General features: G+C 44.5%; 21 protein-coding genes and 3 tRNA genes. 17 read left to right on the forward strand and 7 right to left on the reverse strand.

The window, feature by feature from the left end:
• The first annotated feature begins 76 nt into the window (after positions 1–76).
• From EYS00_RS10490 to EYS00_RS10535, 10 genes are all read left to right on the forward strand, one after another.
• Positions 77–556 carry an ester cyclase gene (locus tag EYS00_RS10490; protein WP_130636503.1) on the forward strand — a complete coding sequence of 160 codons (480 nt, stop codon included), beginning with the start codon at positions 77–79 and terminating at the stop codon, positions 554–556.
• Between the two features lie 208 nt (positions 557–764).
• Complete coding sequence (gene alaS, locus EYS00_RS10495) at positions 765–3,362, forward strand: alanine--tRNA ligase (RefSeq protein WP_130636504.1); 2,598 nt, start codon at positions 765–767, stop codon at positions 3,360–3,362.
• 134 nt (positions 3,363–3,496) lie between these two features.
• Complete coding sequence (gene csrA, locus EYS00_RS10500) at positions 3,497–3,694, forward strand: carbon storage regulator CsrA (RefSeq protein WP_130636505.1); 198 nt, start codon at positions 3,497–3,499, stop codon at positions 3,692–3,694.
• A 286-nt stretch (positions 3,695–3,980) separates the two neighbouring features.
• A tRNA-Ser gene (locus EYS00_RS10505) sits at positions 3,981–4,072 on the forward strand.
• Between the two features lie 37 nt (positions 4,073–4,109).
• Positions 4,110–4,186 (forward strand) — tRNA-Arg (locus EYS00_RS10510).
• A 57-nt stretch (positions 4,187–4,243) separates the two neighbouring features.
• Positions 4,244–4,320 (forward strand) — tRNA-Arg (locus EYS00_RS10515).
• 503 nt (positions 4,321–4,823) lie between these two features.
• On the forward strand, positions 4,824–5,294 hold the full coding sequence (locus EYS00_RS10520) for an acyl-CoA thioesterase (RefSeq protein ID WP_130636506.1): 471 nt from the start codon (positions 4,824–4,826) through the stop codon (positions 5,292–5,294).
• 167 nt (positions 5,295–5,461) lie between these two features.
• On the forward strand, positions 5,462–5,725 hold the full coding sequence (locus EYS00_RS10525; RefSeq protein ID WP_130636507.1) for an OadG family protein: 264 nt from the start codon (positions 5,462–5,464) through the stop codon (positions 5,723–5,725).
• Between the two features lie 20 nt (positions 5,726–5,745).
• Positions 5,746–7,542 (forward strand): sodium-extruding oxaloacetate decarboxylase subunit alpha, encoded by a 1,797-nt coding sequence (gene oadA / locus EYS00_RS10530; RefSeq protein ID WP_130636508.1) that lies wholly within the window; start codon positions 5,746–5,748, stop codon positions 7,540–7,542.
• 3 nt (positions 7,543–7,545) lie between these two features.
• Positions 7,546–8,676, forward strand: coding sequence for a sodium ion-translocating decarboxylase subunit beta (locus EYS00_RS10535; RefSeq protein ID WP_130636509.1), 1,131 nt, complete (start codon positions 7,546–7,548; stop codon positions 8,674–8,676).
• Between the two features lie 162 nt (positions 8,677–8,838).
• On the opposite strand, the gene EYS00_RS10540 is transcribed toward EYS00_RS10535, so the two are convergent.
• From EYS00_RS10540 to pspF, 6 genes are read right to left on the reverse strand one after another with little or no spacing between them, the layout of a single operon-like run.
• The gene (locus tag EYS00_RS10540) at positions 8,839–9,642 is read right to left on the reverse strand and encodes an ATP-binding cassette domain-containing protein (protein ID WP_130636510.1); all 804 of its coding nucleotides are present in this window, start codon (positions 9,640–9,642) and stop codon (positions 8,839–8,841) included.
• Positions 9,639–10,634: an oligopeptide/dipeptide ABC transporter ATP-binding protein gene (locus EYS00_RS10545; RefSeq protein ID WP_130636511.1), complete on the reverse strand. Its 996-nt coding sequence runs from the start codon at positions 10,632–10,634 to the stop codon at positions 9,639–9,641. Before EYS00_RS10545 ends, EYS00_RS10540 begins: the two co-directional genes overlap by 4 nt.
• Position 10,635: 1 nt before the next feature.
• Positions 10,636–11,529 carry an ABC transporter permease subunit gene (locus EYS00_RS10550; protein WP_130636512.1) on the reverse strand — a complete coding sequence of 298 codons (894 nt, stop codon included), beginning with the start codon at positions 11,527–11,529 and terminating at the stop codon, positions 10,636–10,638.
• Positions 11,516–12,547: an ABC transporter permease gene (locus tag EYS00_RS10555; RefSeq protein ID WP_165399357.1), complete on the reverse strand. Its 1,032-nt coding sequence runs from the start codon at positions 12,545–12,547 to the stop codon at positions 11,516–11,518. The genes EYS00_RS10550 and EYS00_RS10555 overlap by 14 nt, the downstream gene beginning before the upstream one ends.
• Positions 12,544–14,154: an ABC transporter substrate-binding protein gene (locus EYS00_RS10560; protein ID WP_130636513.1), complete on the reverse strand. Its 1,611-nt coding sequence runs from the start codon at positions 14,152–14,154 to the stop codon at positions 12,544–12,546. The genes EYS00_RS10555 and EYS00_RS10560 overlap by 4 nt, the downstream gene beginning before the upstream one ends.
• Positions 14,155–14,157: 3 nt before the next feature.
• The gene (pspF, locus tag EYS00_RS10565) at positions 14,158–15,282 is read right to left on the reverse strand and encodes a phage shock protein operon transcriptional activator (RefSeq protein ID WP_130636514.1); all 1,125 of its coding nucleotides are present in this window, start codon (positions 15,280–15,282) and stop codon (positions 14,158–14,160) included.
• A gap of 202 nt (positions 15,283–15,484) precedes the next feature.
• Between pspF and pspA the strand changes: the two genes are divergently transcribed.
• The 7 genes from pspA (at position 15,485) to maiA (ending at position 21,501) form a co-directional block, all read left to right on the forward strand.
• Positions 15,485–16,165: a phage shock protein PspA gene (pspA, locus tag EYS00_RS10570; RefSeq protein WP_130636515.1), complete on the forward strand. Its 681-nt coding sequence runs from the start codon at positions 15,485–15,487 to the stop codon at positions 16,163–16,165.
• Positions 16,166–16,225: 60 nt separating this feature from the next.
• Positions 16,226–16,465, forward strand: a complete 240-nt coding sequence (pspB, locus tag EYS00_RS10575; protein WP_130636516.1) for an envelope stress response membrane protein PspB — start codon at positions 16,226–16,228, stop codon at positions 16,463–16,465.
• Complete coding sequence (gene pspC / locus EYS00_RS10580) at positions 16,462–16,914, forward strand: envelope stress response membrane protein PspC (protein ID WP_130636517.1); 453 nt, start codon at positions 16,462–16,464, stop codon at positions 16,912–16,914. The genes pspB and pspC overlap by 4 nt, the downstream gene beginning before the upstream one ends.
• 201 nt (positions 16,915–17,115) lie before the next feature.
• Positions 17,116–17,916 carry a phenylalanine 4-monooxygenase gene (phhA, locus tag EYS00_RS10585; RefSeq protein ID WP_130636518.1) on the forward strand — a complete coding sequence of 267 codons (801 nt, stop codon included), beginning with the start codon at positions 17,116–17,118 and terminating at the stop codon, positions 17,914–17,916.
• A gap of 104 nt (positions 17,917–18,020) precedes the next feature.
• Positions 18,021–19,577, forward strand: a complete 1,557-nt coding sequence (tyrR, locus tag EYS00_RS10590; RefSeq protein WP_130636519.1) for a transcriptional regulator TyrR — start codon at positions 18,021–18,023, stop codon at positions 19,575–19,577.
• 234 nt (positions 19,578–19,811) lie between these two features.
• A complete protein-coding gene (locus tag EYS00_RS10595) occupies positions 19,812–20,822 on the forward strand; it encodes a fumarylacetoacetate hydrolase family protein (protein WP_130636520.1) in 1,011 nt (336 codons plus the stop codon).
• A gap of 22 nt (positions 20,823–20,844) precedes the next feature.
• Entirely contained in the window at positions 20,845–21,501 is a 657-nt protein-coding gene (gene maiA / locus EYS00_RS10600) for a maleylacetoacetate isomerase (protein ID WP_130636521.1), read from the forward strand.
• 2 nt (positions 21,502–21,503) lie between these two features.
• Here the strand turns inward: maiA and EYS00_RS10605 are convergent, their stop codons facing one another.
• Positions 21,504–21,971 carry an Lrp/AsnC family transcriptional regulator gene (locus EYS00_RS10605; protein WP_130636522.1) on the reverse strand — a complete coding sequence of 156 codons (468 nt, stop codon included), beginning with the start codon at positions 21,969–21,971 and terminating at the stop codon, positions 21,504–21,506.
• Between the last annotated feature and the right edge of the window lie 129 nt (positions 21,972–22,100).

The following is a 22,100-nucleotide window of genomic DNA, read 5'->3' on the forward strand; positions in this document are numbered from 1 at the left end:
TCACTTGCGTTTTGCAATCAATTATTTTAACTTGCGTTTTGCAAGTGAATTTAATGGAAAGAATCGGAGAATAGTTATGCTTTCGCCACATATTAGTTTTGAACATTTAAAAAAAGCACACTGGACATTAGGACAAACAGAAAACGCCAAGATGGTGGTGGAGTTTGTGCAAGCCTCGATGAATGACCACGACTATGAACGAGTATTGAATACGTTTGGAGATCAGCCTTACAAACAACACAATCGTTCGATGAAAGATGGAATTACCGGTGTGGTAGGTGCGCTTGAGGGACTCACCAAAAAATTTCCAGAATTCAGCTATGACGTGAAACATGTTTATGTTGACGGTGATTATGTGACGTTACATTCCCATGCCACGATGAAAGTCAAACACAGGGGCAATGATAAACAGGGATTTAATATTGTTGATACGTGGAAAGTTGAAGACGGGAAATTGGTTGAACATTGGGATGCGGTGCAAGCGCTGAGTTTTCCCATGCGAATATATTCGTTACTCACAGGTGGAGCAATTCGCAATAGCAATGGGGTATTTTGAGGCTTTTTAGAAGCATAAACAGAATATTATCAGTAACGTCAAATAGTCACTTTCTATACACTTAACAAAAATATGGGTTCCGTGGTAAAGTTGCGCACAATCACAGGTGCGTGCGCGATGTGCGTGCACCTTAAACACTTTATTGTGACTGGTCTAAAGTTGTTCTTTATACCAGTAGTTCATGAATTTTTAGGAAGTTAGGTTTTCAATGACATTATCTACTGCTGACTTGCGCCAAGCATTTATCGAATATTTTAAACGTCACGGTCACCAAGCCGTGGCAAGTTCATCTCTTGTGCCAGCGGATGATCCTACACTTCTTTTCACCAATGCTGGTATGAACCAGTTTAAGGACACCTTTCTAGGCACGGAAAAACGCAGTTATACCCGTGCTGTCTCCTCACAACGTTGTGTGCGTGCAGGTGGTAAGCACAACGATTTAGAGAATGTTGGTTATACCGCTCGTCACCATACGTTTTTCGAGATGCTGGGTAATTTCAGTTTCGGCGACTATTTCAAAAAAGAAGCCATTGAATTCGCTTGGAATTTCCTGACGAAGGAAATAAACCTTCCAGAAGAGAAGCTACTGGTTACTGTTTACTCAGAAGACGATGAAGCGTTTGGCATTTGGAAGGACCATATGGGGCTTCCGGAAGAAAAAATTATTCGAATCAGTACTTCGGATAACTTCTGGTCAATGGGCGATACTGGGCCTTGTGGTCCGTGCTCAGAAATTTTCTACGACCACGGCGAACACATTTGGGGAGGTCCTCCTGGATCACCCGAAGAAGACGGTGATCGCTTCATCGAAATTTGGAACTTGGTATTCATGCAGTTCAACCGCCAAGCCGACGGTACTATGGAGCCGCTCCCTAAACCATCTATTGATACGGGAATGGGACTAGAGCGTATTGCTGCGATTCTGCAGAACGTGCATAGCAACTACGAAATCGATGTTTTCCAGAACCTCATCAAAGCCGCTGCAGAGGTAGTAGGTACTCAAGACTTAAACAATAAGTCTTTACGAGTGATTGCCGATCATATTCGCTCGTGTAGCTTTCTGATTTGCGACGGCGTCATGCCGTCAAATGAAGGGCGAGGTTATGTATTACGCCGAATCATTCGCCGTGCAGTACGTCATGGTAATAAGCTGGGCGCAAATGATGTCTTTTTCTATAAACTGGTAAAAGCGTTAGCTAATGAAATGGGCGATGCTTACCCAGAGTTAAAAGACCAACTTCCTGTGGTTGAGAAAGTATTGAAGGTAGAAGAAGAGCAATTTAGCAAAACGCTAGCCCGTGGTATGGCAATGCTAAATGACACCCTGTCTGGCCTTGAAGGTGACACCATTCCGGGTGACGTTGTGTTTAAGTTGTACGATACCTATGGTTTCCCAACAGATCTTACTAACGACGTTGCCAGAGAGCACGAACTTAAAATCGATGAAGAAGGTTTCGAAGCTGCCATGCAAGCGCAGCGCGCACGTGCACAGCAAGCGAGCCAGTTTGGAACAGATTACAATGAAATTCTCAATGTAGAGCAGGAGACTGACTTTACGGGTTACACGGAAGTTGAAGGTGAGGCTACCGTTGTTGAGCTAATCGCTGACAATGCTTTTGCCGACACGCTAAATGATGGTCAGGAAGGTGTTATTGTTTTGAATCAAACGCCTTTCTATGCAGAAAGTGGTGGTCAGGTTGGCGACAAAGGTATCCTGCGCGTAGCCAATGGTGAGTTTGTTGTGACTGACACTCAAAAAATGGGTAACGCTTTTGCGCACCGCGGCGTTGCCAAAGGTGTAGTAAATAAAGGCGATACGGCTACAGCAGCAATTGATACCAACAATCGTGAAGCAATAAAGAAAAACCATAGCGCGACTCACCTGTTACATGCCGCACTTCGTGAAATTTTGGGTGAGCATGTGACTCAGAAAGGATCTTTGGTAGATGCCCAACGCTTACGTTTTGACTTCTCCCATTTTGAAGCGGTGACTGCTGAGCAGCTCAGTGAAATAGAGCGCAGAGTGAATGAAGAGATTCGCGCTAATCATTCCTTGGAAACCGAGTTGATGGACTTAGATGAAGCGAAAGCATCAGGTGCTATGGCATTGTTCGGTGAAAAGTATGATGAGAAAGTACGTGTGGTTACCATGGGCCCATTCTCAGTGGAACTTTGTGGCGGAACCCACGTCAAGCGTACTGGTGACATTGGTTTGTTTAAAATCACCAGTGAGGCAGGTATTGCATCAGGTGTGCGTCGTATTGAGGCGGTATCTGGTGTTGGCGCACTAGATGTTGTGCAAGCACAACAAGCAGCACTCAGCTCGCTTTCTGGTTTATTGAAAACCGACACACAAAATTTAGTTGAACGAGTCACTGCGCTGCAATCTCAAACTAAAGAACTAGAAAAAGCACTCAATACGGCGAAACAAAAACTGGCGAGTCAGCAAGGGGCTGATATGCTTAGTAATGCGGTCGATATAAATGGTACGAAAGTACTTGTTGCCAAATTGGAAGGTGTCGAAGCTAAGTCGCTTCGCGGCATGATGGATGACATTAAGAACCGAATTGGCGAAGGGATCGTAATACTAGGTGTGGCCAACGAGGCGAAGGTTAACTTGATAGCAGGTGTAACTAAACAGCTCACTGGCAAAGTCAAAGCAGGTGAGTTAGTGAATTTTGTGGCAGCACAGGTAGGCGGTAAAGGTGGTGGTCGACCTGATATGGCACAAGCTGGTGGTGATAATCCAGAGAATCTTTCTAATGCTTTAGATTCTGTTAACGCATGGTTACAAGATAGGCTATAATACAACCTGAATCTTTCAGTGAGTTTTTGGAAGTGACACAAAAACAAGGAATCGCTGATGCCACTGCCGGGTCGTGCCGGTAGGTTGGCTAAGAAGTAGGGATATGTTCAGTTTTAAGGAACAGGAGCAATAGAATGCTTATTTTGACTCGTCGTGTAGGTGAAACGCTAATGGTAGGTGACGATGTTACCGTGACTGTATTAGGCGTTAAGGGAAATCAAGTTCGCATTGGTGTTAATGCACCAAAAGAGGTGTCTGTACACCGAGAAGAGATTTATATGCGTATTCAAGCTGAGAAAGGTGGCCAGCCAAGCGCATCGGATAACGGATAATCCTAAAACAAAGGTCAGCGAAAGCTGGCCTTTTTTGTTTCTATCACTTTTTCACCCCTATTATCCTCAAATTTTTATTTTTCTATAGATGTTTTCGAAGCTAACTGTCAGAAGTTTCGAAAATTCTTACTAGCGTCTATGCTTAATAAAGTCGGTTTTCTGCTGATTAAATAATCGAAAAATGGTTTTTTTTATACGATTTGTTCAAAATGGCAGCGGGCGTTCATTTTTATATAAAAAAAGGTTTGACACCTTCCGATGAATCCGTAAAATGCAGCGCACTTACGGAGAGGTGGGTGAGTGGCTGAAACCAGTTCCCTGCTAAGGAACCATACGCATATACGCGTATCGAGGGTTCGAATCCCTCCCTCTCCGCCATTTATTCGTTGATAGTGGCGGTCAACAAAAGTTTTGCGCGTGTGTAGCTCAGCTGGATAGAGTACCTGGCTACGAACCAGGCGGTCGGAGGTTCGAATCCTTCCACACGCGCCATTCGATTTAATGCGTCACCGTTTCTAGCGGTAAAAAGTTAGAGTTAAAAAAGGATTTGCGTGTGTAGCTCAGCTGGATAGAGTACCTGGCTACGAACCAGGCGGTCGGAGGTTCGAATCCTTCCACACGCGCCATACAAGAAAACCCACCTTATCGGTGGGTTTTTTTATGCCTGCAATTTGCTCATACATTCTCATATACTGTTTACTCGTGAGTATGCGATCTCTCTGCATATTTCAGCCATTCACTGTCATGAACAGAGTAATAACCTTGAATAGATTTATGATTCGCTCCATAGCGCTTTGTTTTTTGCTCAATCAATATAGTTTTGCGTCAGTCACTGTAAACGAGTTGGAAAGATGCAACAAAATTGCTGTAGCCTTGCTTTCAGCCTGCTTATCTGAGAATACAGCTCAGCCAGCTGAATGTTGGAACAAGTCAGAGAGAGCGTATAAGGAATGTAGAGAGCGCGTTTTTGACAGTCATAGAGTCCCCTCTTTAAGGCAGTTAGAAGAGAAAGCACGCGAGCGCCAGCATCGATAGTGACTAACTTCTATTAGCCTAAATTACGGTTCCGCGTCGTTTTCACCAAATTGAACTATTCTTTTAATAAGTTTCTATTGGTAGAGCGCTGCCCATGAAGTCTTCAATAACTTTCCAGTTTTTAGCTGAACCAACAGACGTTAACTTCGGAGGAAACGTTCACGGAGGAATGGTAATGAAGTGGATCGACCAAGCAGCATATGCTTGCGCTGCTCAATGGTCGGGAAAGTATTGTGTCACTGTTTCAGCCAACGCTATTCGATTCATTAAGCCGATAAAAGTTGGACAGATTGTTAATTTACAGGCGCAGCTAGTACACACGGGAACGTCGAGTATGCACATATATGTGGTTGTGCAGTCTTGTTCTCCTACCACCAATGAAATGAAGGTAACAAATCGCTGTTTTATTACCTTTATGGCAACTGATGGCGCTGGAAAACCGGTAGCCGTACCAAGTTATATTCCTGAGGATGATTTGCAGCTTCAGTTAGAGTTGGTAGCAATGAATGCTAAAGATTTTGCTAAACAATTGGATACTGACTTTAGAGACACTCTAGGTTGCTAAAAATTCAAACGTTAGTTTGAAAATTTATGTAATAAATTACTCAAAACTGCATGAATAGTAATTTTTTATACTACTTTAGTGGGTTTGTATTCATTGGTGGGTTATAGTTGTTGTTTTTTTACAACCAGCGTGATACTTATTCCTAACTTTTTTTTCAAGAGAAAATCATGAATACACAAACGGTATCAAGTCTGCTAATGGAGGCAGGCTCACTCATGCTCATCGGTATGCTGTTTGTTTTCACTTTTCTGGGGTTGTTAATTGTGGGCGTTCGCTTAATCACAATTTGCTGTAATGCGTTCCCCAGTGCTGAAGTCGAAAGCACAATACCGGCCCCTAGAGCATCTGCCTCGCCTAACGTGGATAACAAAGTTGTCGCTGCGATAACAGCAGCCATTCACACACATCGCCAAAATAATAAGAATAACTAGAAATTAATTCAGGAGTTACCATGTCAAAGCCATTGGCCCTAACAGAGCTGGTCTTGCGTGACGCACACCAATCACTATTAGCAACAAGAATGCGTATTGAAGATATGTTGCCCATTGCTGAAAAGCTAGACAACGCAGGATTCTGGTCAATTGAATCTTGGGGAGGTGCAACCTTTGACGCTTGTATTCGTTATTTGGGTGAAGATCCTTGGGAAAGAATTCGGTTGTTAAAGGCTGCGATGCCAAAAACGAAACAGCAAATGTTGTTACGTGGGCAGAACTTACTCGGTTACCGTCATTATGCTGATGATGTGGTCACGAAATTTGTTGAACGTGCCCATGAAAATGGTGTTGATGTATTCCGCATATTCGACGCAATGAATGATATTCGTAATTTACAAACTGCCATTAAAGCTACTGTGGATTGTGGAGCGCATGCGCAAGGTACTATTAGCTATACCGTTAGCCCTGTGCATAATTTGGCGCTTTGGCTAGATATGGCAAAACAGCTAGAGGACCTAGGAGTACATTCAATCTGTGTCAAAGACATGGCTGGACTACTTAAGCCTTATGAATGTGAAGCGTTAATCAGTGGATTGAAAGAGACAGTAGATGTACCTATTGCTATGCAATGCCACGCTACGACAGGCCTAAGTACAGCAACCTATCAGAAAGCAATAGATGCTGGCATTGATATCCTTGATACCGCTATTTCACCGATGAGCATGACCTACGGACATTCTGCAACAGAAACCTTAGTGTCGATTGTTGAGGGCACCCAACGGGATACTGGGATCTCACTTGATGGGCTAGAAGATATCGCGTCTTATTTCAGGGACGTGCGCACGAAATATGCCAAATTCGAAGGTAGCCTTAAAGGCATAGATGCTCGAATTCTTACTGCTCAAGTACCAGGTGGTATGTTGACTAATATGGAAAATCAACTCAAAGAGCAGGGGGCACAAGATAAATTTGAAGAGGTACTCAAAGAAATCCCCAAAGTAAGAGAAGACTTGGGCTTTATTCCTCTGGTAACTCCTACTTCACAGATCGTTGGTACGCAGTCAGTATTGAATGTGCTTACGGGCGAACGTTATAAAACCATTACCAAAGAAACTGCTGGCGTGCTTAAAGGCGAATATGGCGCGACAGCAGCACCGGTAAATGAAGCACTTCAAGCACGGGTACTCGACGGTGGTGAAGTGGTTACTTGTCGTCCTGCAGATTTGATAGATCCAGAGCTTGAGAAACTCGAAGCAGAGCTTGGTGAATTGGCGCAAAGCAAAGGCATTAGTCTTGCCGAACAACAAATTGATGACGTGTTAACGTATGCCTTATTTCCACAAATAGGTCTTAAGTTTTTGGAAAATCGCGGTGATGCATCGGCGTTTGAGCCTGCTCCAGGAAACGAACCTTCTCAACCTGAAAAAACAGCAGCAACTGCACCTGCACCTGCACAAGGTGCGCCTAGTGCTTATGATGTTAACGTTGATGGCAAGCTCTATCACGTTGAGGTTGCTGCTTCTGGTACACTGACCAATGTAACACCGGTTGCAACGCCAACTGCCTCACAAGCCGCCACGCAAGCTACAGTAGCGCAGTCTCATACTCAAATTGATGCTCCACTAGCCGGTAATGTATTTAAAGTGCTTGTTCGCTCTGGTGACGTTGTTCAAGACGGCGATGTGGTGATGATCCTTGAGGCCATGAAGATGGAAACTGAGATACGATCTGCGCATAGTGGAACAGTCTCTGATATCTTCGTTGGAGAAGGTGATGCGGTAACAACGGGTCAACCGTTAATCGGGTTGGGCTAATACATGGAAAAGTTTGAAATATTGTGGAATAGCACATCGCTCCCACACTTTCAGTCTGGTCAAGTGATCATGATGGTGGTGGGATTAGTGTTACTTTACCTCGCTATCGTTAAAAAATTTGAGCCTTTACTGCTAGTTCCCATTGGTTTTGGCGCACTTCTTACCAATATTCCGTTGGCTGGTTTTTCTGAAGCCGGTGGATTGTTGTATTACATTTACCATATCGGTATCGACACTGGCGTTTTCCCGTTGCTCATTTTTATGGGGGTGGGCGCCATGACTGACTTTGGCGCATTAATAGCAAATCCTAGAATGTTGTTACTCGGTGCCGCAGCGCAGTTTGGTATTTTCGCGACACTGTTTGGTGCCATCGCTCTGAATTGGGTGCCAGGTTTTGAGTTCACGCTCAAAGATGCAAGTGCTATCGCCATCATAGGAGGCGCAGACGGTCCAACAGCTATTTTTCTAGCGTCACGCTTAGCACCTGAGTTATTGGGCGCGATTGCAGTTGCAGCATATTCCTATATGGCATTGGTACCTATTATTCAGCCACCCATTATGAAGGCGCTCACGTCGCCAGAAGAACGCAAAATAGAGATGGCTCAACTTCGTCATGTGTCTTCGCGTGAGAAAATTGTGTTCCCTCTCGCAGTTCTACTGATGACTATTCTTTTCTTACCTGCAGCAACCCCGCTAGTGGGGATGTTCTGCTTTGGTAACTTGATGAAAGAGTGCGGCGTGGTCGATAGACTCAGCAAAACTGCGCAAAATGAGCTGATAAATACAGTGACTATATTCCTTGGGCTCGCGGTAGGTTCTAAGTTATCCGCTGATAAGTTTCTAACCGTTGAAACCCTTGGCATACTGGGACTAGGAGCCGTTGCATTTGGCATTGGTACTGCTGCGGGCGTGCTCATGGCTAAATTAATGGGTAAGTTCAGCAAAGAGCCTATTAATCCCTTGCTTGGTGCCGCTGGTGTCTCAGCCGTTCCTATGGCGGCTCGCGTAGTTAACAAAGTGGGATTAGAAGCCAACCCCCATAACTTCTTGTTAATGCACGCAATGGGACCCAACGTTGCTGGTGTTCTAGGTTCTGCCGTTGCTGCAGGGATCTTATTGGCGTTGGTGGGATAGTTATGGTTCTGGGAACGCATTATACTTTTTACTTCACGCCGTGAACCCCTCCATGGGGGCTCGGCTTGGGCATTTATGCCTTAGACGGACGTAAAAAATACAATGGGTTCCCTTGTAACATTAAAGCTATTCTGCCGAAAAAAGTGAAGTGCGTACCCCAGGCTACTCATTGAGTGATTGCTTGGGTACCAAGTCACTGTAAGCCATGACCAACTTTTTTGTTCTGGGGTGTTGAGGCCAACGAAACAGGGTTTCAGTTTTCCCTTCTTCCACAATATTCCCGTTTTCCATGACGATAATACGGTCGGCAATATGTCTGACAATACCCAAATTATGACTGATGAAAATAAATGCCATCCCCATCTCTTTTTGTAACTTCAAAATCAAGTTTACAGTTTGAGAGCGAATAGAGGGGTCTAGTGCGGCAAAAGGCTCATCAGCAACAAGCACTTTAGGTTCAAGCATGATGGCTCTTGCCAGTGCTACGCGTTGTTGTTGTCCGTCTGACAGCATATGACGATAAAAATAGTAATGTTCTCGTAGCAATCCAACCTTGAGTAGGCTTTCCTCGATAAAGCGCTTTCTTTCTTCTTTAGTAAAGTCAGTATTGAGTCTTAGTGGTTCGTCGAGAATTTTGCCCACTGGGATCGCAGGATTCATAGAGTCACTAGAGTGCTGAAGAATCATTCTAATATCGCGTGTACGTTTCTTTTGCTCGTTACGCTTGGCGAATCTGGCGGCGTATTTATGTTCATTGAGCTCAATATCGCCACCATCTGCTGGAATCGCGCCGACAAGTAGTTTAGCGAGTAGGGATTTACCCGAGCGGTTTTCACCTATGACTGCAATCGTTTCTCCTTTGTCCACATTGAGGTTGATTGGACCAAGACGGAAAAAGCCTCGTTTGCCATTGCCATTGTTTTCAGAGCAATAAGTGAGCTCCTTGACTTGCATAATATGGGTCATTTGACTTCTCTATGGAGCGGATAGTGACAGCTGTAAATATGATCGTGGATACGCCTGGAAGAGGGAGTAACCACGCACTCTCTTTGTGCTCTTGGGCAGCGAGGACCCAATCGACAGCCAATCGGTAAATGTTGCAAGGTGGGTATTGAGCCTTTCAGTGTTGGCAAGGATGATTTTGGCGGCAAGTCTTTTCTGAAACTTGGAGCACTGTCGAGCAGCGCCTTGGTATAAGGATGTAGTGGCCGCTTTTTAATGTGCTTCATTTTGCCAGATTCAACCGTTTGACCTGCGTAGAGAACAGTCATGGTATGGGACATACTGGCAATTGCGAGTAGATCGTGACTCACAAACAACACACTTAACGCACGCGTTTGGTTTAGCCTAGTCAGCAGCTTTAGAATCTGGGTTTTGGTTGTAGGTTCCATACCACGTGTAGGGTCATCAGCAATTAACAGCTTTGGCTGCGCAACTAATGCGATAGCCATCATAAACTTCTGGCCAATGTCACTAGGGACTTGATGAGGATATGACTTCAAGTAAGTGTTGTGATCCTTAATACCTACCTTGTGCATAGTGCTAATAGCAATTTTCTTTCTGTGCTTCGCCCGTTGCCAAAACCATTGCCCTTTCACAAACTCTTCGGGAATACTCTCCTCTAACTGTTCACCGAGTGTGACCGATGGATCTAAGCTTGTTTGCGGATTCTGGAAGACAACGGCTATATCTCGCCGCATCACTTCTCGACGTTGCTGCGTTGACATCGAAAGTAGATTCTCACCATTCCAGCTCATTCTGTCTGCAGTGAGTTTCCATTTGGCTGGTAAGGCGCCACAAATAGCAGAAACGATCAGGCTTTTTCCCGACCCGGATTCTCCAACCAGTGCGCGTATTTCTCCGCTATTAACACTTAGGCTCACTTTATCAAGGGCCTTGATTGTTGTGTCACCTTCACTAATCTCTAGCGTGAGATTTTTTATGTCTAGCATTGCCATGTTAGTGAGTTACCCGTTTTCTTAGTGCTGAGCGCAATCCATCGCCCACAATGTTAATGCTCAACACCATTAAAAATATAGTGATGCCGGGTAGAGCAACGTTCCATGGTGCCATATAAGCGACGTCTAACCCGTCAGCCAAAATGGCGCCTAGTTCCGGAAGCGGGGCCTGAGCGCCGAGGTTGAGGAAGCCAAGAGCAGAGATATCTATAACTGCAATAGAGAGCGCGAGTGATCCTTGTACCACAAGCATTTCAGACATGTTGGGTAATATGGAGTGAGTGAAAATCTGCCACGGACTCGCACCGTCCAATCTAGACGCCAATATGTACTGCTTTTTCATTTCGTTTCGCACAAAACTACGGGTGTGATGCACAAACTGTGGAATAAGCGCTAGAGTGATAGCCCACATACTATTGACTAAACCGGCTCCTAGTATGGCTACGATGATAATGGCAATAAGAAGTGTAGGTATGGCCATCAATGCGTCGAGTAGGTGATTCACAATACTTGAGCGAACACCACTTAGCATACCGGCAATAGTACCGATGCTTACGCCAATAAACAGCGCCAGCACAACAGTGATAAGTCCTGAACCTAGTGTAATTCTACAACCGTAAATGATTCTGGAAAAAACATCTCTCCCCAACGCATCTGTACCGAACAAGTGAACAATAGAACCACTACTCTGCCAACTTGGGGCAATCAGCAGCCCATCAATGTTTTGCTCAAGGGGACTGTAGGGGGCAAGGAGAGGGGCAAATAGCGAGAACATTACGAAAAAGGCCAGGATTACCAGTCCGATAAAGGCGATATGACTGGAACGAAAAGCCGCCCAAGTTCGCTGCCAGGGTGAGGGATGAAACTCTTCTTCGTATAAACTAAATTGTGCCACGTTCGAACCTGTCTCGGCTGGGGTCGATTAGACGGTTAAACAAATCTACGATAATGGTTAATGTAACGACAAGCGCTGAAACTGCCAACATACCCACCCTAAGCGCAGGGTAGTCTTGTTGGTATATCGCTTGAAGCAACCAGTTTCCTATACCTGGCCACGAAAATAGTGTCTCTACTATCATGGCATTTGTGATGAGCGTCGTTATCTGAATAGCCATTAGCGGAAGAATAGGCAACAGGGCATTTCTTATCACATGTCGAAAAAATATTTGCCAACTTGATAGCCCTCTAGAGCGAGCCGCTGCTATGTAGGGCCTTTGCATCACATCTATTACAGAACGACGCGTTATCCTTACCATGGCTGCTGTGGTTATCGCACCTATCGCCACCGTGGGGAGAAATAAGTGTGAAAGTGCATCCCTGATTGCTAAGCCGTGGTCGATATTGTCCGCCAGTAGAATATCTATCATGATGAACCCAGTCACAGACTCTACGTCGAAGAGCAGGCTCAAACGTCCCGAAATTGGTGCCACATCCAATTGAAGGCTGAAGACGAGTATGAGTACCAAAGCAAACCAAAACACAGGGAAGGAATAGGTAGTGATACTCAGTGAATTGAGAGTGTAGTCTGTGGTTGAGTAACATTTAACGCCAGCGTAGTAACCTAAAGGTATCCCCACGACAATAGCCATAAACATAGCATAGGTGCTTAGCTCTATGGTTGCAGGAAGTGCCACACTCACTTCTTCGAGTAACGGTAAGCCAGACGCTGAGCTATATCCCCAGTCACCCGCAAGGAGTCTCTCTAAGTAGTAGTAGAACTGAACAAAATAATTCTGTTCTAAACCGAGTTGTCGAGCAATAGCCGCCCGTTGAAATTCGTTTTGTGGTGATATGCCTGTTAGGTTTTCAAGTACATCCCCAGGAAACAAGTATGCCAGCGAAAACGACATAGCACACAGCACTACTAAAGTAATAGTGAACAGCACCACATATCGAAGAAGGACTTGTATCATTCTGTTTTGCTAACCCCGCCAAATTTAACTCCGCCAAACGGGTTTATTGACATACCATTGAGTTCATTGCGATAAGCTTGATAACGATATGCATGAGCAATAGGTACAAGAGGTTGTTGCTCAAAGAGCAATCGATTGACTTGCTGATAGATTGCCCGTCGTTCGTCTATATCATTGGTCTCTATGGCTTCATCGAGCAATCGGTCATAATCTTGGTTGCACCACATGGCTCGATTGGTACCCGAAGGAATGGCACCACAACTGAGCAATGGGCGATAAAAGTTATCTGGATCTCCGTTGTCCGCAGACCAGCCAATAAGTACCGAGTCATGCTCACCATCTTGAAGGCGCTTTCTAAAGGTCAACCAGTCATAGGTAACGATTTCTGCATCGATTCCTACATCTTGTAAATAGCGCTGAATAAGCTCTGCCATTTTAGTGGCGTTGGGATTATAAGCGCGCTTCACTGGCATGGCCCAAATAGTCATTGAGAAGTCAGGTGGAACACCTGCGTCACTCAATAAACGACGGGCGAGTACCGGGTTGTACGCTGTATCGTCAGCATCATTCTGATACGCCCAACTGGCGGTAGGTAGAAGTGTCTTAGCCCGCGTGGCACTGTCAAAATATACGGCTTCAAGAAGAGTGTTCTTGTCTATAGCCGCGGCTAATGCGCGTCTAACATCAGGGTTGTTAAATGGTGCTTTTTCAGTATTGAAGGCCCAAAAGCCAATATTTAGCCCGGGCTTCTCAGCTAATGTCAGTTCGTCATTTGTCCTAATTACATCAAGTTCGGTTTGCGCTGGAAAAGCGGTGGCATCGCACTCTTGCGTAATGAGCTTTGCAAGTCTTAAAGAACTTCTTGGCGTAATATCGAACACTAGGGCTTGAGCAGAATTTAGCTGTTTCCAATGTTCTTCATTTCGCTCGTAACGTATAAATCGGTCTTTGCGATAGTCCTGAAAGATATATGGACCTGTGCCAATGGGCTTAATATCTATCTGGTGGGGTACACCTTTCACTAGCAAGTTGTCGCCGTACTCAGCTGATAGGATCACAGAGAAATCCGTTGCCAAGTTGGCAAGAAAAGAGCTATCTCGGCGTTTCAAGGTGATTTCTATACGATAGCCATTGATGCGCTCAACCGTTTCGATATTGTCTGCAAGTCCTATACTGTCAAAATACGGGTATTGACCTCCAGAAACCTCGTGATAAGGGTGGCTCGCCAGTCGCCAGCGGTTGATACTGAATATTACGTCATCAGCATTGAAGTTTCTGCTGGGTGAGAAGTAAGGTGTGGTATGAAACTTCACGTTCTTGCGCAATTGAAACGTGTAGGTCAATCCGTCTTCCGAGATTAACCAACTACTGGCTAAACTTGGTGTAATTTGTCCCGTATCCGGGTCGAAAACTAGCAGCTTGTCGTAGATCTGGTGTGATGTTGCATCGGCCGTAGTGGTTGAAGTATCTAGTTGGGGGTTGAACGTTATCGGATTACTTTCAGAACAATAGATCACACCACTTGTATAAAAAGTATGCTCTACATTGCGCCCACACCCGCTTATCAGTAGTAAACCCAAGCAAATGGCTGAGAGTTTCCCCCGCATGGATTACATTTCTCCTTCGTCTTGTGCTGAGTCCAGTAGGTTGTATTTCTTCAAATAACCGCGAAGTTGATGATACGTTAAACTGAGCTTTTCGGCAGTTTTCTTTTGATTAAATTGGCTATCAGAGAGAGCCTGACGGATCATGTCTATTTCATACTGCTGTGATCGTTCTTTTAGATTAACGGGGTACTCAGCAATCGTCGGTTGCGCGAAAGCACTTGTTGGTGGTTCGCTTACTTTTTCAGCAATGTCAGATGATGTTTGTTCTGGCGCAGGTGCAGTGGTAGCCGACACGGCAGTCTCGCTAGCGACTCTATCTTTGGTTTTTACTCGACCTGTAGGCCTGTAAATCGATTCAAATGGGTCGAGCACTATTTCGTGAACAGGGAGATGCGGGTTGTTTGTTCTGTAAACCGCTCTTTCTACTACGTTTTTTAATTCTCGTATGTTACCAGGCCAATCATAATCGAGTAGGGTCCGCTTTGCTTTCTCGGTAAAACCGCTAAATAGCTCCATTTCCATTTCGCGAGCCATGTTGATAGCGAAGTTTTCTGCCAGCATCATAATGTCTTCACGTCGCTCTCTTAATGGAGGAATAGTAATTACGTCGAAAGCGAGCCGGTCAAGAAGGTCTGCTCGAAATTCGCCTTGATCTGCCAATGAGGGAAGGTCTTCGTTAGTGGCAGCAACAAGACGTACGTCAGTCTTTACAGTTTTACTGCCACCAACACGCTCAAATTCACCATATTCTACGACGCGCAATAGCTTTTCTTGTATTAACCCAGATGTATTGGCAAGTTCGTCGAGAAAAAGGGTACCGTTGTGCGCAATCTCAAAACGACCCTCTCGGCGTTTTGAAGCTCCGGTAAATGCGCCAGCCTCATAACCGAACAATTCACTTTCTAAAAGGCTTTCATTGAGCGCTGCACAATTGAGCTTGACATAGTTCTGATCCCATCGCTTAGAAAGGTAGTGTAAACGAGCGGCAATCAGTTCTTTACCTGTTCCTCGTTCACCAATAACAAGGACGGGCTTATCCAACGGTGCTATTTGTGAAATTTGCTCTAAAACTTCAAGAAAACTATTGGCTTGGCCCAACAAATTGTCTTGTTGGCGATATCGACTCATTAAATCCCTCAATTATTAGTCATTTCGACCAATTAATAGTGTAGATGAAAAAATAGTGAGATTCGAGCATTATTTTAATCGTGTTAAAAGTTATACTTTTCAATGCGTTAGGTTGTTTTGTGAAAGTGGCAAGCATATTGAATGTACTCAAACCAAGTATTATCACCAATTAACTGATTTTTTCGAGTAAGAGGTAATTATTATGGGTATCTTCTCGCGTTTCACCGATATTGTGAATTCAAACATTAATGCGTTGCTGGATAAAGCCGAAGATCCAGAAAAAATGGTTCGACTAATTATTCAAGAAATGGAAGACACGTTGGTAGAAGTTCGTTCTGCTTCAGCAAAGACACTAGCGAACAAAAAGGATATTGTTAGTCAAATTAATAAACATCAGTCAGATGCTGCTGACTGGCAAGCCAAGGCTGAATTAGCCCTCAGTAAAGACCGCGAAGACTTGGCCCGTGCTGCGCTTCAGGAAAAGAAAAAAGCTGCCGAGGCAGCAGAAGCTTTGAGTAACGAGCTAACACTTGTTGAAGAGCAAATCGGTAAGTTGCAAGACGAGATTGGTCAGCTACAAGAAAAGCTAGCAGATGCTAAGAGTCGTCAAAAAGCAATTATTATGCGCCAAAAAACTGCGAGCTCTCGTTTAGAAGTGAAGCGTACTCTCGATAGTAGTAAAGTAGACAACGCGATGGGGCGCTTTGAGCAATATGAGCGTAAGATCGACGATCTAGAATCACAAGTAGAAGCATATGACTTGGGTAAGAAAACCCTTCACGATGAGTTTGCTGAGCTAGAAGCCGGCGACAAGATTGACGAAGAACTTGAAGCGCTGAAAGCGAAGGTAAAAGGGTCTGAGAGTTCAGCTTCAGAGAAATAAGATTTTTGGCGAGCCTACGGTGCTCCGTAGGCTAAATCCAGGTTTGTAGGAGGTTTCAAAATGGATGAAAGCGTAATTGCACTTTTAGTAATGCCACTGGTTATTTTTATGATTTTTGTGGCGCCCATATGGCTGATTCTTCACTACCGCAGTAAGAAGCAAGTCAATCAAGGGTTGAGTGAAGAAGAGCAAGCATCTCTGCAAGTCCTAGCGGAAAAAGCTGAGAAGATGAGCGATCGTATTCAAACTCTTGAAGCTATTTTAGACAGCGAGGCACCTGAGTGGAGGAACCGCGCATGAATCAGGGTAGACAGCTGTTCCGCGATCCAGAAAACGCACGTATAGCAGGTGTTTGTTCGGGAATCGCCCAATACTTCGGTATTGAAACATGGTTGGTGAGAATTCTAACCGTTACTGGATTTTTCTTACTCGCTGGGCCTTTTGTTTTTGTTGCTTACATCGCTGCTTGGTTTATCTTGGATAAGAAGTCTGGCGACGGCGTCGTCTCGGAAACTACATCATTCCAATCCCAAGCGGGTAAAGGTTGGAGAAATCCATCTCAAGGTGGAAGCAACACAAGTCAGAAAGTCGAAGTGAAAACGAAAGTATGGCAAGCCGGTGAACCGCCGAAGCAAGCGTTCCATGATATTCGCACTCGATTTGACAACGCTGAGCGTCGCTTGCGAAAAATGGAAACTTACGTGACTTCGAGAGAGTTTCAACTTAACCGAGAAATTAGCCGACTATAGCGCTCAAAATTTAGACCATACTAACATACCGCAATCATTACGATGTTTGCGGTATTTTTATATATAACAGTGATTTACATTGTATTGTAAAATTATTGTTACGCCAGCGATGACGACTCAATGGCATTCAAACCTTCATCCTTTCCCTAATATCCGTATGCTTTATTGAAAAAGTAATCACGATATTTTGGGTTTAAGTTGATGGCAAAGTCGTCTCAGTATCAATCGAAATCTTCCGACCAAAATGGTGTAATTCATTGGACCAATGAAGAAAACGCCATATGGTCTGCACTCTATGAAAGACAGCTTCCTCTGGTGGAAGCGCGTGCTTGTAAAGAGTATATGGACGGACTCGCACTTCTTGATCTTTCAAAAGACAAAGTGCCTCAACTGCCAGATATCGACAAGGTGTTGCTCGCGCAAACAGGATGGAAAACAGCCGAGGTTCCCGCGTTAATTAGTTTTGGAGAGTTCTTTCAGCTTTTGGCAAACAAAGAGTTTCCTGTAGCTACTTTTATTCGTCGACAACAAGACTTCGATTATTTACAAGAGCCGGATATTTTTCATGAAGTATTTGGTCATTGCCCGTTGCTCACCAATCCAGCATTTGCGCATTTTACCCACGTTTACGGAAAGCTTGGCCTCAATGCTAGCCCTGAAGATCGCGTTTACTTGGCACGCTTGTATTGGTTTACTGTTGAGTTTGGACTCGTAAAAGTTGCTGGAGAAACCAAAATCTACGGTGGTGGCATTTTGTCGTCTCCTGGTGAGACTAAGTACGCACTAGACAGTAAAGAGGCGCAGCGCGAGCCACTCGAGCCTTTAAATGCGTTAAGAACACCGTATCGAATTGATATCATGCAACCGCTCTACTACATACTGCCAGAGTTTAATTACCTGTATGAACTAGCAGAGATGGACATTATGGCCTTGGTTAAAGAGGCCAAATCATTGGGTCTTTTTGACCCGCTATTCCCACCTAAAATAAAGCAGGCAGTGTAGTTCATACAACACAGTAAGACCGTCTGCATAAATTCAGTTGTTACCTATTTGTAAACATGGGATAATCCGTAAAATAATGTTTACAAATAGGTGTGCTTCCCTACATGCGCTTAGAAATTAGTTGTCAAGATCGCCTTGGTATTACGCAAGATGTGCTAGACATTCTAGTCACTCATGAGATTGATCTTCGTGGTATCGAAATCGACGAAGCCGGAAAGATCTTTCTTAACTTCCCTAATATTGAGTTCTCAGATTTTCAGCATCTAATGCCCCAAATACGTCGAATAGATGGCATTGATGATGTTAAAACCACGCCATTTATGCCAGGAGAACGAGAAAAGACCCAATTGTTCGCCATTCTACGTACCCTACCTGATCCGGTATTTTCAGTAGATTCAAAAGGCCGAATATTACTGTGCAACGATGCAGTGACTGCGGGTTTAGAAATGTCACCACGTGAGATCTCTGGATATGATATTGCTGAGTGTGTGAAAGGCGTCAACATCCTGCGCTGGCTAGAGGCGAAAGAAGTCTTGCCAAAATCAGCCAAGGTAAAGTTTGTACAACAAGACTATGTGGCAGATATGTTACCCGTTATGGTACCGGACGGTGATAACGGTTCTATTATCGCTGGTGCGGTCATTATCTTGAAATCGGAGTTGCGTTTAGGGCAGCAATTTAGTGCTTTCCACCAACATTCAACAGACAGTTTTGACCAGTTTTCTGTGCATTCAAGTGGTATGAAAAAGGTGGTTAGCGAAGCAAAACGTATTGCTGATTTGGATGCACCTGTTCTCATTTTTGGTGAAACGGGTACGGGCAAAGAAATGATTGCCAGAGCATGCCACCAGTCGAGTCGCAGAAACTCTGGAGCGTTTTTGGCGCTCAATTGTGCGTCATTACCAGATAGTGTTGCTGAAACCGAGCTGTTTGGATATGCCGAGGGAGCGTTCAATCAACCCAGTTCTCGCGTGGGACTGTTGGAGCAAGCAAAGGGGGGCACCTTACTGCTCGACGAAATTGCAGACATGTCACAACAGCTTCAGGCAAAGTTATTACGCGTACTTGAAGACGGCGAATTTAGACGTGTGGGTGATAATGAGCCCGTTAAGGTTGATGTTCGAGTCATCTGTACCACTTGTCGCGACCTAGGTCAGTTGGTAGAAGATGGTCATTTCAGGAAAGAACTCTACTACCGACTGAACGTTTTAAGTTTAGTGATGCCGTCGCTGAAAGAACGCCGCCAAGATATTATCCCACTAGCCGAAACCTTTATTCTTCAACACAGCACCAAGCTCGGGCGAATTCCGGCAAAGCTAAGTAAGTCTTGTGTTGAGTTTTTGCAGCAATATCCATGGCCCGGAAATGTCAGACAACTGCAAAATGCGTTGTTTAGGGCCTTATCGTTATTAGACGGTCATGAAATCACTAAAGAGGACATACAACTTCCCAGTTGTGCGCCTAGCGTGACCTATATTGATGAGAATTTCGAAGGCACGCTGGATGAAGAAGTGAAAAAGTTTGAGAAAAATATGCTGAAGCGACTTTATCCTTACTATCCGAGTACTCGTCAATTGGCTAAAAAACTCGGGCTAAGTCACACTGCTATTGCTAACAAGCTCAGAGAGTACGGTATTAACAAAGCGACAGTTAAGCTCTAAACCTTACCGATGTGTGATGTTTAAAATTGTTTACACAACGCCTCAAGTACCAGTATACGAGGCGTAAATACCGAACCTAACGTGCGCGGTGTATAGACTCCCTTACATGGCGCACTTGTAATCTTCCCTCCACGACTTCTCAAATTCACGCATTCAATGGCATAACGTAAGTGTTATTTATTAATTGAGTCCAGTACGCCGTTATTGGCGTAGAAGCTGGCTACAGGAATCCCGATGAAATTAGCTACCTATAAAAATGATTCTCGCGACGGTCAACTTATGATCGTGTCACGTGACCTTACGAAAACCTGTAGCGCTGAAGGAATTGCTCCCACCATGCAATATGCACTGGATAATTGGAGTAACTTGGTCAATTTGCTGGATGCGCGGTATCGCCAGTTGAACAACGATGAGATTGATTCTATTGATTTCGACCAAACCCGATGTGAGTCTCCGTTACCTCGCGCATATCAATGGGCAGACGGAAGCGCTTATGTGAATCACGTTGAGCTAGTAAGGAAAGCTCGCGGTGCCGAAATGCCAGAGAGTTTTTGGACAGATCCATTAATGTACCAAGGCGGCTCTGACGATTTTATTGGCCCACGTGACGATGTGATTTTGCCCAGCGATGAATGGGGCATTGATTTTGAGGGTGAAGTTGCCGTGGTTACCGATGACGTGCCAATGGGATGTTCTGCTGAGCGGGGAGCTCAGAGTATTCGGCTTCTCATGTTAGTCAATGACGTGTCACTGCGCGGACTAATTCCAGGTGAGCTGGCAAAAGGGTTTGGATTTTTCCAATCAAAACCCGCGTCTAGCTTCTCACCTGTGGCTGTAACGCCTGATGAGCTGGGTGATGCATGGCAGGGCAGTAAGGTACACCTGCCGCTGCGCTCAACCTACAATGGTAAGTTGTTTGGTAAACCTGAAGCCGGTGAAGATATGACTTTCGACTTCGGTCAACTCGTCGCTCATGCAGCAAAGAGTAGGAATCTCGGAGCAGGTGCTATTATTGGTTCAGGGACTGTATCAAATAAGCAGGGTACAGAACACGGTTCGGCAATCGGTGAGGGCGGTGTGGGTTATTCGTGTATTGCTGAAGTGCGAATGATCGAAACTATCAGAGACGGAAAACCATCTACACCGTTTATGCAGTTTGGTGACAAGATCAAAATAGAGATGCTTGATAATTCGGGTGATTCAATTTTTGGCGCTATCGAGCAACAAGTAAAACCACTAGCGTAACACGACGGCTAAGGAGCGTATGATGAGTCTAAAATTATATGGATACTGGCGCTCCACTGCGTCTTACCGAGTGCGTATTGCATTAAATTTAAAGGGCGTGGCCTATGAATACATACCCGTTCATTTGGTAAACAATGGTGGAGAGCAGCATCAGGATGCTTACAAGCAACTCAACCCTAATGGACTAGTGCCCACGTTTGTTGATGATCAAGAGGATGTTATTCTTAATCAATCCATGGCAATTATCGAATACTTGGATGAACGATTCGACGGAAAGGGGCGTCTACTGCCTGCGCATGCCACTGAGCGAGCGAGAGTGAGAGCTCTAGCGCAGGATATTGCTTGTGATATCCAGCCTCTAGGCAATCTCAGGGTACTAAATGCGTTAAAAGAGAATTACAAACTCACACAGCCTGAAGCATTTGCATGGGCCGCTAATTGGATTCAAAAAGGGTTTGATGGCATTGAAAAGCGCTTAGCAACACAAGCTGGAAAGTACTGTTTTGACTTTGATGTGACGTTGGCGGATGTGTGCCTGATACCACAGGTATACAATGCAATGCGATTCGGTGTTGATATGAGTCGCTATCCACTCATTAGTAAAATTGCAAAAAACTGCAACGAGTTAGAAGCGTTTATTGCGGCTCATCCAGATAATCAACCTGACGCCGATAGCTAATGCTATTGGCGTTTTATAGGGAGTTCAGTAGTGTCTTTCACTTGCTTTAAGGCGAATGTTGAACTCAAATGATCGACCAGGGGGAGGTGAGTGAGTTTGGTTTTAAGAATGTACTCGTACTCTTCAATGCTCTCTACCACGACTTTTAACAAATAGTCTTTTTCACCACTGGTGGTATGGCACTCGACAATCTCGTCTATCCCTTGTACCGCATTTTCAAAATCAGTGAGTGAATCTCCATCGTGATTCTTTAAAGTGACATAAATAAAAACAGATACCCCAAGATTGAGTTTCTTACTGTCTAACAAGGTCACTTTTCTGAGAATAATACCGTCGGCTTCCATGCGCTTTACTCTTCGCCAGCAAGGTGTATGAGATAACCCTACCTGCTGACTCAAATCCGCCATTGAGACGGTTGCATCTTGTTGAAGAACACGAAGTATTTCCCTATCGAACTTGTCTAATTTCATGAGTTTATTTCCAACACCTTTATGATATTTATTATATATAAAAATAAATCATAGGATAGATATCCTAGAAGATTTATCTTAGGCAGTGTGTAGTTTCATCTATACATTTCAGTTCAACTAAGTTAGCAA

The sequence above is a fragment of the Alteromonas sp. KUL49 genome, assembly GCF_006538345.1.
Classification (GTDB): Bacteria; Pseudomonadota; Gammaproteobacteria; order Enterobacterales; family Alteromonadaceae; genus Alteromonas.

Coding starts and splice junctions, on each gene's coding strand:
- pspB (WP_130636516.1), top strand. CDS start 16,226: ATGGATGAAAGCGTAATTGCACTTTTAGTAATGCCACTGGTTATTTTT.
- pspC (WP_130636517.1), top strand. CDS start 16,462: ATGAATCAGGGTAGACAGCTGTTCCGCGATCCAGAAAACGCACGTATA.
- EYS00_RS10595 (WP_130636520.1), top strand. CDS start 19,812: ATGAAATTAGCTACCTATAAAAATGATTCTCGCGACGGTCAACTTATG.
- EYS00_RS10490 (WP_130636503.1), top strand. CDS start 77: ATGCTTTCGCCACATATTAGTTTTGAACATTTAAAAAAAGCACACTGG.
- EYS00_RS10555 (WP_165399357.1), bottom strand. CDS start 12,547: ATGATACAAGTCCTTCTTCGATATGTGGTGCTGTTCACTATTACTTTA.
- EYS00_RS10605 (WP_130636522.1), bottom strand. CDS start 21,971: ATGAAATTAGACAAGTTCGATAGGGAAATACTTCGTGTTCTTCAACAA.
- oadA (WP_130636508.1), top strand. CDS start 5,746: ATGTCAAAGCCATTGGCCCTAACAGAGCTGGTCTTGCGTGACGCACAC.
- EYS00_RS10560 (WP_130636513.1), bottom strand. CDS start 14,154: ATGCGGGGGAAACTCTCAGCCATTTGCTTGGGTTTACTACTGATAAGC.
- alaS (WP_130636504.1), top strand. CDS start 765: ATGACATTATCTACTGCTGACTTGCGCCAAGCATTTATCGAATATTTT.
- EYS00_RS10525 (WP_130636507.1), top strand. CDS start 5,462: ATGAATACACAAACGGTATCAAGTCTGCTAATGGAGGCAGGCTCACTC.
- maiA (WP_130636521.1), top strand. CDS start 20,845: ATGAGTCTAAAATTATATGGATACTGGCGCTCCACTGCGTCTTACCGA.
- tyrR (WP_130636519.1), top strand. CDS start 18,021: ATGCGCTTAGAAATTAGTTGTCAAGATCGCCTTGGTATTACGCAAGAT.
- EYS00_RS10535 (WP_130636509.1), top strand. CDS start 7,546: ATGGAAAAGTTTGAAATATTGTGGAATAGCACATCGCTCCCACACTTT.
- EYS00_RS10540 (WP_130636510.1), bottom strand. CDS start 9,642: ATGACCCATATTATGCAAGTCAAGGAGCTCACTTATTGCTCTGAAAAC.
- csrA (WP_130636505.1), top strand. CDS start 3,497: ATGCTTATTTTGACTCGTCGTGTAGGTGAAACGCTAATGGTAGGTGAC.
- pspA (WP_130636515.1), top strand. CDS start 15,485: ATGGGTATCTTCTCGCGTTTCACCGATATTGTGAATTCAAACATTAAT.
- EYS00_RS10520 (WP_130636506.1), top strand. CDS start 4,824: ATGAAGTCTTCAATAACTTTCCAGTTTTTAGCTGAACCAACAGACGTT.
- EYS00_RS10545 (WP_130636511.1), bottom strand. CDS start 10,634: ATGGCAATGCTAGACATAAAAAATCTCACGCTAGAGATTAGTGAAGGT.
- pspF (WP_130636514.1), bottom strand. CDS start 15,282: ATGAGTCGATATCGCCAACAAGACAATTTGTTGGGCCAAGCCAATAGT.
- phhA (WP_130636518.1), top strand. CDS start 17,116: ATGGCAAAGTCGTCTCAGTATCAATCGAAATCTTCCGACCAAAATGGT.